The organism is Rhodococcus sp. P4_B6 (assembly GCF_056402215.1).
In genome coordinates, this window is sequence record NZ_JBFUHV010000064.1 from 40255 (window position 1) to 49945 (window position 9691).

Below are 9691 nucleotides of genomic sequence, written 5' to 3' on the forward strand. Positions count from 1 at the left end.
ATCGTCACCGGTGACCTCATGCATCAGGGAATGCAGCTCCTACGCAGCTGGTGACCATTCCGGTCCAAAACCATACGCGCCGGCCTCTTCGAGAGGCCGGTGTCGACTGCGCACGGATTCTCCCAGCCGCTCCGGCACCCACATGGCGGGTTGCGGAGCAATGCACTTCGAAGCATTAAGCAGAGTTAATGCTCTGCAATCGAGAACGTCGTTCCGTTGACGAGTTGTTGACCGGATCATTGTGCATACGAAGCCAGGACGAATCAGTGCCGGGCGGACCCACCATCAAGTGCCACAGGAGATGTCAGGTGAATCTCGAAGGACTCGAACACGACCGTCAGCTCGAGGTCAGTGCTGAACTCGGTGCCCTGGCGTCCGCACCGAGCGATTACCAGGATTACGTCGATGCGCTCTTCCGTCACGAGCCCCGCGACGATCTCGCCGAATGGACCGACACTGCACTCGCCGGCCGCGCTTATGAGTATCTCCGCTTTGCTCGGCTCCGGGCCGAGGGGGTCGCACTGGTGCAGTGCGAAGTCGAGGCGGGAACAAGCCACGCGCACATCCTGATGGTCAACACCGACCTTCCCTTCCTCGTCGACTCGGTGGCAATGACCGTTCGACGACACGGCAGCGTTTCCGCTCTCCGGCACGTCACGCTGGCAGTGCGCCGCGACACCGACGGCGTGCTCGCCCTGGACGGTATAACCCGGCCCCGCCAGGACGATCGGTACGACAACGATCCCCTGGTCGAGTCCTGGATGGAGATCACGTTCCAGCCGTCCGGAGGAAGCGAAACCAACTCCGGCGAATTCACTGCGATGATCGAGAACGCGATTCGCAGCACCCTCGCCGACGTCGCGGTCGCGGTGACCGATCAGACCGACATGGAAGGTGTCGCCCGCCAGGCAGCACTGTCCTTGAAGTCCGATGCGACCGAGAACCAACTCGACAGCGCCTACGAGGCAAGCGAGCTGCTGCACTGGATGTGCGCCGAGAACTTCACGTTCCTCGGCTACTGCTCCTACCGCCTGGTGAAGGCGACGGAGTCGGGAACGGCTACCCTCGAACCACTTCCGGAGACCGGACTGGGAATCCTTCGACCCCATCACCACGAGCACCGCCACCACACCCTCGATCCGCTGACCACGACTCGCGCGTTCGGCCCGGATGTGTTGATGGTGTCGGCGGCCGGCACCCGCAGCACGGTGCGGCGCGACGCCCCGTTGGACTACGTGGGAATCAAGATCGTCGATTCCGACGGGATCACGGTCGGCGAGCACCGCTTCCTCGGTCTGTTCGAAAACACCCTCGACACGTCGGATATGCGGACGATCCCGGTCGTCAACCGAACTGCCGGACGTACTCTGTCGATGCTCGAGCGCGATCCGCGCTCCCGAGAAGGCCTCGAGCTGCTCGACATTCTCCAGGACTACCCGCGGCGGGAGATTCTGCAGAGCACCGCCGAAGAGCTTGCTCCGACGGTTCTCGCGGTGCTGCATCTGCAACGGCATCCTCGCGTGCGAGCGTTCATCCGCCAGGACACCTACGGCCGGGCCATCTCGATTCTGCTGTATGTCCCCCAGGACCGGTTCTCACCTGCCGTTCGACGGGCAGTGGTGGTGGCGGTCTCGCAGTTCCTGGGCGGCGCCGCGGTCGATCACAACACCCGAATCGGGGAAACCGCGCTGGTGCGTGTTCACGTCACCGCCTGGCCGAACACCGGGGACGAGCGCATCGATGTCGCGGAGTTGTCGCGCGTGGTGGTGGAAGCCGCCCGGTCGTGGACCGAGAAGCTCGACGATCTCCTCTCCGAGGCGTCGACATCGGTTCACGACGACTTCATCCCCGTGGCAGTGCCCCTGAGTTATCAGGAGCGGTTCTCTCCCGCCCAAGCAGTCGCCCACTTGTCGGCGCTCTCCGAACTGACGCAGGATCCGCACCGGCGGCTGCAGCTGACGATCACCCCACCCGAGAACGCAACCTCGGACCTGATCTCGGCCATCGCGGTCACCACCGAGCCGATGGTCCTCGCTTCGGCACTGCCGATCTTCGGGCATCTGGGATACGAACTCGCAGCGGAACATCCACACACGCTGACCAGTACCGACGGGCGACTCGCCTACGTGTACGAGTTCATCCTCCGCTCGCGCTATCGCCAGCACCGCCTGGACGCGCCCACAGCGGCGCGGACCGCCGAGGCGTTCGAGGCGAGCTACAGCGGGCACACCGATCCGGATGCACTGCAGGCGCTGGTCACCACCGCTGACATGGAGTGGCGGCAGGTCCTGGTCCTGCGCGCCTATGCCGGGTATCTGCGGCAGAGCGGTTGGACCTTTTCCTCGGAGTTCGTCAATTCCGTGATCGCCGGTCACCCGAAGATCGCCGCTGCCCTGTGGACGCTGTTTCGCGCGCGGTTCGATCCCGCGCTTGCTGACGGCGAACGCGACCACAACGAACTGGTCGCGGAGATCGAAGGCGCCATCGACGAGGTTCAGGGAATCGAACCCGACCTGATCCTTCGAACCTTGCTCGACACCGTGCTCGCCACCGTGCGAACGAACGCGTTCCGGCGACTGTTCGCGCACACCGACGGACCGGTCGACACGATCTTGGGCTTCAAGCTCGATCCCCGCACGATTCGTGGCCTTCCCACCCCGGTACCGCAACTGGAGACGTGGGTGTTCGCCCGCAATGTCATGGGCACCCACCTGCGATTCGGGCACATTGCGCGCGGCGGCATCCGGTGGACCGACCGGGTCGAGGATTTCCGCACCGAGGTGCTCGGTCTGGTGCGTGCGCAGATGGTGAAGAACGCGGTCATCGTCCCCACCGGAGCCAAGGGCGCCTTCCTTCCGCGGCTGCTGCACACCGGGACCGACCGAGCCCGGCAACTCGAGATCGCACGCACCGCGTACAGCACGTTCGTCGAGGGACTGCTCGACCTGATCGACAACTTCACCAAGGACGAGTCCGGCACCTACCGCCTCGACCCGGCACCGCAGACGGTGCGGCACGACGGTGACGACACCTACCTGGTCCTCGCCGCCGACAAGGGCACCGCACAGTTCTCCGACGTCGCCAACGCAATCGCCACCGGCCGCGGGTACTGGCTCGGGGACGCCTTCGCCTCGGGTGGATCCAACGGATACGACCACAAGCAGATGGGTATCACCGCGCGCGGCGCCTGGGAATCTGTGCGCCAGCACCTGTTCGAGGTCGGCATCGACTCCGACACCGACCCGGTCACCGCGGTCGGAATCGGGGACATGAGCGGAGATGTCTTCGGGAACGGACTGCTGCGGTCCCGTTCGGTGCGGTTGGTCGCCGCCTTCGACCACCGGCACATTTTCCTCGATCCCCAGCCCGAGGCWGGCGCGGCGTTCGAAGAACGGCAACGACTCTACGACCAGCCCGGCTCCTCCTGGGCCGACTACCGCCCCGGCCTCATCAGCTCCGGCGGCGGCGTCTTCCCTCGCTCGGCAAAGCGTGTCACGCTCGCCCCGCAGGCCCGAGTCGCACTGAGACTGGACGAGGAACGGGCACAGTACACACCGAATGAGTTGGTGCAGGCGATCCTGGCGGCACCGGTCGATCTGCTGTTCAACGGCGGGATCGGCACCTACGTGCGCGCGAGTTCGGAAACCGACTCCGAGGTCGGCGACAGCGCAAACGACGCCGTCCGCATCACCGGGTGTGAGGTACGTGCCCGGGTGATCGGTGAAGGCGGAAACCTCGGGCTCACCCCGCTCGGGCGGCGCGAGGCGGCGCTGCACGGGGTTCGGTTGAACACCGATGCGATCGACAACGTCGCCGGTGTGGATACCTCCGATCACGAGGTCAACATCAAGATCGCGCTCGACGATGCCGTCGCCGGCGGCGTCCTGGACCAGGACAAACGCAACGTTCTGCTGCAGTCGCTGACCGACGACATCGCCGACCGCGTTCTCGACCACAATCGCGCACAGAACACCATGCTGTCGGTGGCCCGTGCCGAGGCCGCGGAGATGGCGCCGGTGCATCGCCGGATGCTGACGGGACTCGAACGGAAGGGTTTGCTGTCCCGGGAGGTGGAGTCGCTTCCGAGTGACGCCGAGCTCGAACAGCGCATCACCCAGGGCGGGGTGTTGACCTCTCCCGAACTCGGCACCCTGCTGGCCTACGTGAAGTTGGAGATGAAATCTGCGGTCCTGGCGTCCGGGATCACCTCGGAGTCGTGGGCCGAGCATTTCCGCACCGAGTACTTCCCCGCCGATGTTGTCGCCGTGTGCGGTGATCGTCTGGGGGCGCACCCGTTGGCGAACGAGATCACCGCCACCGCGATCACCAATCGCCTTGTCGACGACAACGGCATCACCTTCGTCTTCCGGATGCAGGAGGAAACCGGGGCGTCGGTAAGTGCGATCATCCGGGCGTGGGAGGTCGTCCGCCGCGCGATCGGTCAGCGCGACTATCTGTCCAGCATTGCCGAGCTGGACCCGTCGGTCACGGCGGACACCCGCGTCCGGATGCAGCTGAGCCATCGACGACTTGTCGAGCGCTCGGTGCGCTGGCTCCTGGCGAGCCGGCGGCAGACCATCGATGTGACCGGTGAAACTGCCCGCCTCACTCCCCTCGTCGAGTCGCTGCGCTGCTCCCTGGCGGATTTCCTCGTCGGCGCCGACCGGGCCGCAGTCGATGCCAGGCATCAGCGGTACCTCGACGACCGGAACGTCCCCGGACCCCTCGCCCGCAGATCGGCGAGCCTGTTCCAGGAGTTCTCGCTGTTCCCGATCAGCGAAACCGCACTGCGCACCGGCACGGATCCGGAAGGAGCTGCGCGCACCTATTTCCAGGTCGCCGAGAGGTTCCGCCTCGATCGGCTTCTGCGCCGGGTGGCGGCCCTTCGTCGAGTCGACAACTGGGACGCGATGTCCCGGGCCGCGCTGCGCGATGATCTCTACTTCGCGGTCAGCGACGCGACGCGGCGCCTGATCAATGACTCCGACCCGCGGCAGTCGCAGCCCGGTCAGGTCGGGGACCTTCCCTCCGAATGGCTCGACAACGTGCTGGACTCGGCCCTCGATCCGGCACGCGAACCCGAGTTGGCGGTTCTGCTCGTTGCGACCAACGCCCTGCGTTCGTTCGCGGAGAACCTCGCCTAGCGGCATCGGTGCACCGCGGCGCCGCCAACGCACGCCCCGGCGCGTGTCCCAATCCGACATCGCAGGGTTCGCCGCGCTGACCGGTGACGCACAGTGGATTCACACCGACGCTTCACGTGCTAGGGAGGGCCCGTTCGGAACCACCATCGCACACGGGTATCTGACTCTGTCCCTTGTTGTTCCACTGCTCGCCGAACTCCTCGACTTCACCAACGTGAGGATGGTCGTCAATTACGGGCTCAACCGGGTGCGGTTCCCGTCGGCGGTCCCGGCCGGTGCGCGCATCCGCCTGGCCGCGACCGTCACCGAGGTGACTCGGATCGGCGACGACTGCTATGAGCTCGTCATCCTCAGCAGGCTCGAATGCGACCGCGGCACCAAACCCGCAGCTGTCGTCGAGCTGATCTACCGCGCATACGAGTAACTTCATCAGAGGGGGAATACGTCCGTGTCGATCCTGAAAGCCATCCCATCGTGGACACCGCCGCGTGATCTCGGGGCGCTGAGAATCACCACCTCCGATGTCGACCCTGCAGCGTTCCTGCGCTCACTCGGAGCAGCAGGCATCGGCGCGCTGAAGCACCCCAGTGGAACCGCTGCCGCGCATTGTCGGCTCCTACTCGGCTCCGGCAGTGCGCTGCGCACTGCCGCCGGACGGGCGATCGGCCGAGACAATCYGGGACCGATAGTGCCCAAGCCCGGTGACAAGCGGTTCTCCGACAATGCGTATCGGGAGAACGCCGCGTACTTTTACCTGGCACAGCAGTACCTGCTTCTCGAACACCTGGTCAACGAGCTCATCGACGGCGCCGAACTGAATGAGGACACCGCGGTCAAAGCACGGTTTGCCGCCCGGTTCATTCTGGACGCCCTCAGCCCCACCAACACCCTCCCCGGCAACCCGGCAGCGATCCGCAAGGCTTTCGACACCGGTGGGCTCAGTCTCGTGCGTGGTCTTCGGAACTTTCTGCACGATCTCCGGCACAACGGAGGGTGGCCGTCGCAGGTCGATCGGTCACAGTTCGCGGTGGGCGTCGATCTCGGCGCCACACCCGGATCCGTTGTTTACCGCAGCGATCTGATCGAGCTCATCCAGTACACGCCGCAAACCCCCGATGTGTACGCGACCCCACTGCTGTTCTGCCCGCCGTGGATCAACAAGTTCTACATCATGGACCTGGCACCGGGAAAGAGCCTGATCGAATGGGCGGTTCAGCACGGCCACACCTGTTTCGCCATCAGCTACCGCAACCCGGATGCATCGATGAGTGGCCTCGGGTTCCGCGACTATCTCTTCGACGGCCCGCTCGACGCGGTCCGAGTCGTCCGCGAAATCACCGGCTCGGAGACGGTCAACCCCGTATCCATCTGCCTGGGTGGCACCCTCACCGCGCTGGGTCTGGCATACAACGCAGCCCAGGACGATCCGTCCATCGGATCCGCGACCTTCATCAATACTCACACCGACTTCACCGAGCCGGGAGTGCTCGGCGCGTTCACCGATGAGAACACGATCGTGGCGTTGGAGACGCAGATGGCCCGGAAGGGGTATCTCGATTCGTCGCAAATGGCACGCACCTTCAGCACCCTGCGCGCCAACGACCTGATCTTCCAGTACGTGATCAACAATTGGTTGCTCGGCAACAAGCCTCCCGCGTTCGACCTGCTCGCCTGGAATGCCGATTCCACCCGCATGCCCGCACGCATGCACGGGGAGTATCTGCGCTCGTGCTACCTGCGTAACGAGTTTGCGCGGGGCGAGTTCGAGATCAACGGGGAGCTCCTCGATCCCTCGAAGGTGGACATCGACAGCTACATCGTGGCGGCGGTCGACGACCATGTCGTGCCGTGGACGTCGAGCTACAAGACCACCCACCTGCTCGGCGGGGACAGCCGGTTCGTTCTGAGCACGTCCGGGCACATCGCCGGAATCGTCAACCCGCCGAGCCCGAAGGCCAAGCACTGGGTCAATGAGGCACACAGCGGCGATCCCCACGAGTGGAAGGCCGCCGCCGAGCTGCGGGACGGCACGTGGTGGCTGGACTGGGCGACGTGGCTCGCCGACCGAGCCGGCGCGAAACAGCCGGCGCCACCGGCGCTCGGCAACGCGACGTATCCGCCGCTCGACGACGCGCCCGGCGTCTACGTGCAGGAGGAGGCGTGACAGTGGCGAACACGGAGCCGACCTCCGCCACATTCGAGGTGGCGACTCGGCACGGACAGCAGGTTGCGGTGCACGTGAGCGGATCCGGTAACCCGGTGGTCCTGCTCAACGGTCTTGCGCGACCCATGGCGAGTTGGTCGGCCTTCACCCCTGTGCTGGGCGAGCGGATGATCGTATCGTTCGACGCCCCCGGCGTCGGCGCGTCGAAAACTCCGAAGCTGCCGTTGTCGATGCAGGCACTGTCGGACGTCGTCGCCGACGTGCTCGACGCGGTGGGCGTCGCACGGGCCGATGTCGTCGGCTTCTCGCACGGCGGCGCGATCGCCCAGCAGTTCGCCTTCAGCTCACCCGAACGAGTCCGCAGACTGGCCTTGCTGTCCACCTCCTGCGGTCGTGGGGCAACACCAGGTCCCGGAAAAAAGCTGTGGGCCACTACTATCGATCAGCGCAATCCTCGTCGCTGGGGGCTGGCACGTACGGTCGGTGCGCTCTGGCAGGTCGCGGCAGTAGCGAACTGGTCGAGTATCCCCCTGCTCGGATCGATCTCGGCGCCGACGCTGGTGGTGTGCGGTGAGTACGACCGGATCGTGCCGCCGACGAACAGTCACCTGCTTGCCGCGCGGATACCGAACGCGGTGATATCCGTCGTTCCGGCGGGACACGACCTGCAACGCCCGGATGTCGCGAACCCAGTCGCCATGCGGGTGTTGCGATTTCTCGATGGGCCCGTCGCCGAGGACGTGGCGGTAGATGACGACGCCGGCCTCAGCCCGTGTTGGTGAGCCCCACAGATTGTACGGAAACTACCGAAGGAGTTCAGTTGTCCTCGCTACATTTCGACGAACGCGTAGCCATCGTGACCGGAGCCGGCAACGGTCTGGGCCGATCGCACGCCCTCGAACTCGCGCGCCGGGGCGCGCGGGTGGTGGTCAATGACCTGGGTGGCTCGCTACATGGTGACGGACAGTCGACGGACGCGGCGCAGGCCGTCGTCGACGAGATCACCGCGTTCGGCGGTACGGCTGTCGCCAACCGTGACAGCGTCGCCACGGAAGAGGGCGGTCGCGCGATCGTCCAGACGGCACTCGATGAGTTCGGCCGACTGGACGTTCTGGTCAACAATGCAGGTATTCTGCGGGACAAGGCCTTTCACAAGATGGATGGCGCGATGATCGACGCCGTCATCGACGTTCACCTCAAGGGAACACTGTTTGTCACCCAACCCGCCTTCCGTGCCATGCGGGAGGCGGGCTACGGCCGCATCGTCAACACCAGCTCGGCCTCCGGCCTGTTCGGCAATTTCGGGCAGGCAAACTACGGCGCCGCGAAGGCGGGGATCGCAGGCCTTACCCGCGTTCTCGCGCTGGAAGGGGYGGCCTACGGCATCGTCGCGAACGCAATCGCGCCGATAGCCGCGACCCGCATGACGGCGGGGCTGCTGGGCGATCTGACAGCACACGTGACGCCGGAAGGCGTCAGCCCGGTGGTTGCGTTCCTCGCACACGAGGACTGCCCCGTCTCCGGGGCCGTGTACTCGGTCGCCGGCGGCCGGGTTGCAAAGATCTTCGTCGGAGAAACCTCGGGGGCAATTCTGGAGGAGCTGACGGCGGAAGCGGTCCGTGACCAGCTCTCCCAAATCGAGGATCAGAGCACATATCACGAGCCCACGTCATTGGACATGGCCACGGCGATCATCGCCCGCGCGCTCAGCTGACAAGCGGGTGCGGGCAGCGACCACGTCGCTGCCCGCACGTGCTTCCGTGCTCGACTCCCGCCGGCGAAACCCGTCGAGTTCGAATCTGCCTGTCAGTCCTGATGGTTCCTCCGGCGGCGCTCGATCATCTGATGCGAGACGAAGCGTTTGAGCTCCTGGAGGGTTTCCGGATGGAGCGTGCGCCGGACCGGCCCCTCGAGCGCCTCGGCGAGACGATCCACATACCGACTGGGGGTCATCCCGAACTCGACCCAAAGGTGTTCGTTCGCGATAGTGCCGAAAGGTAGCCACGTCAAAGCGAACTCGACGAGGGCGCTCTCCTCGCGGCAGACGGTAGCGATACCTCGACGACGGCCGAGATGGTTGATCGGCCGTCGAGTCGTTGCCGGTCGTTGAACATTTCTCATGTCAGATCCTTCGGAAGAGGGCGGCGAGGGCCTGGCCGCCACCGATGCACATGGTGACGATGCCGAGTTCGAGGTCGCGGCGCACCATGTCCTTCGCGATCCGCAGACTCAGGATCGCCCCGGTCGCCCCGACCGGGTGACCCAACGCGATCGCCCCACCGTACGGGTTGGTCTTCTCCGGGCTCAGCTTCGCGTCCCGGATCACCGCGACCGCCTGCGACGCGAACGCCTCGTTCAACTCGATCACATCGATATCACCGGG

The 9691-nt window shown here is 65.4% G+C and carries 6 protein-coding genes and 1 pseudogene; 5 read left to right on the forward strand and 2 right to left on the reverse strand.

Features of this window, described 5'->3' with window-relative positions; translation table 11 throughout:
* Nucleotides 1-308 precede the first annotated feature (308 nt).
* The 5 genes from AC1DWT_RS26680 to AC1DWT_RS26700 are packed head-to-tail and all read left to right on the forward strand — an operon-like array spanning nucleotide 309 to nucleotide 9022.
* Entirely contained in the window at nucleotides 309-5144 is a 4836-nt protein-coding gene (locus AC1DWT_RS26680; RefSeq protein WP_477922932.1) for an NAD-glutamate dehydrogenase, read from the forward strand.
* Nucleotides 5101-5568, forward strand: a complete 468-nt coding sequence (locus AC1DWT_RS26685; RefSeq protein WP_257015736.1) for a MaoC family dehydratase — start codon at nucleotides 5101-5103, stop codon at nucleotides 5566-5568. Before AC1DWT_RS26680 ends, AC1DWT_RS26685 begins: the two co-directional genes overlap by 44 nt.
* A 24-nt stretch (nucleotides 5569-5592) precedes the next feature.
* Complete coding sequence (locus AC1DWT_RS26690; RefSeq protein ID WP_477922933.1) at nucleotides 5593-7308, forward strand: PHA/PHB synthase family protein; 1716 nt, start codon at nucleotides 5593-5595, stop codon at nucleotides 7306-7308.
* Entirely contained in the window at nucleotides 7305-8090 is a 786-nt protein-coding gene (locus AC1DWT_RS26695; RefSeq protein WP_143548916.1) for an alpha/beta fold hydrolase, read from the forward strand. Before AC1DWT_RS26690 ends, AC1DWT_RS26695 begins: the two co-directional genes overlap by 4 nt.
* A gap of 38 nt (nucleotides 8091-8128) precedes the next feature.
* Nucleotides 8129-9022: an SDR family NAD(P)-dependent oxidoreductase gene (locus AC1DWT_RS26700; RefSeq protein WP_477922935.1), complete on the forward strand. Its 894-nt coding sequence runs from the start codon at nucleotides 8129-8131 to the stop codon at nucleotides 9020-9022.
* A gap of 92 nt (nucleotides 9023-9114) precedes the next feature.
* On the opposite strand, the gene AC1DWT_RS26705 is transcribed toward AC1DWT_RS26700, so the two are convergent.
* Nucleotides 9115-9261 (reverse strand): hypothetical protein, encoded by a 147-nt coding sequence (locus AC1DWT_RS26705; protein ID WP_167372182.1) that lies wholly within the window; start codon nucleotides 9259-9261, stop codon nucleotides 9115-9117.
* A 169-nt stretch (nucleotides 9262-9430) separates the two neighbouring features.
* Nucleotides 9431-9691 (reverse strand): annotated as a pseudogene (locus AC1DWT_RS26710) (acetyl-CoA C-acyltransferase); the annotation flags it as partial.

What these genes read in the sequence shown, in the direction of transcription:
- AC1DWT_RS26705 (WP_167372182.1), bottom strand. Translation starts at nt 9,261, where the DNA reads ATGACCCCCAGTCGGTATGTGGATCGTCTCGCCGAGGCGCTCGAGGGG.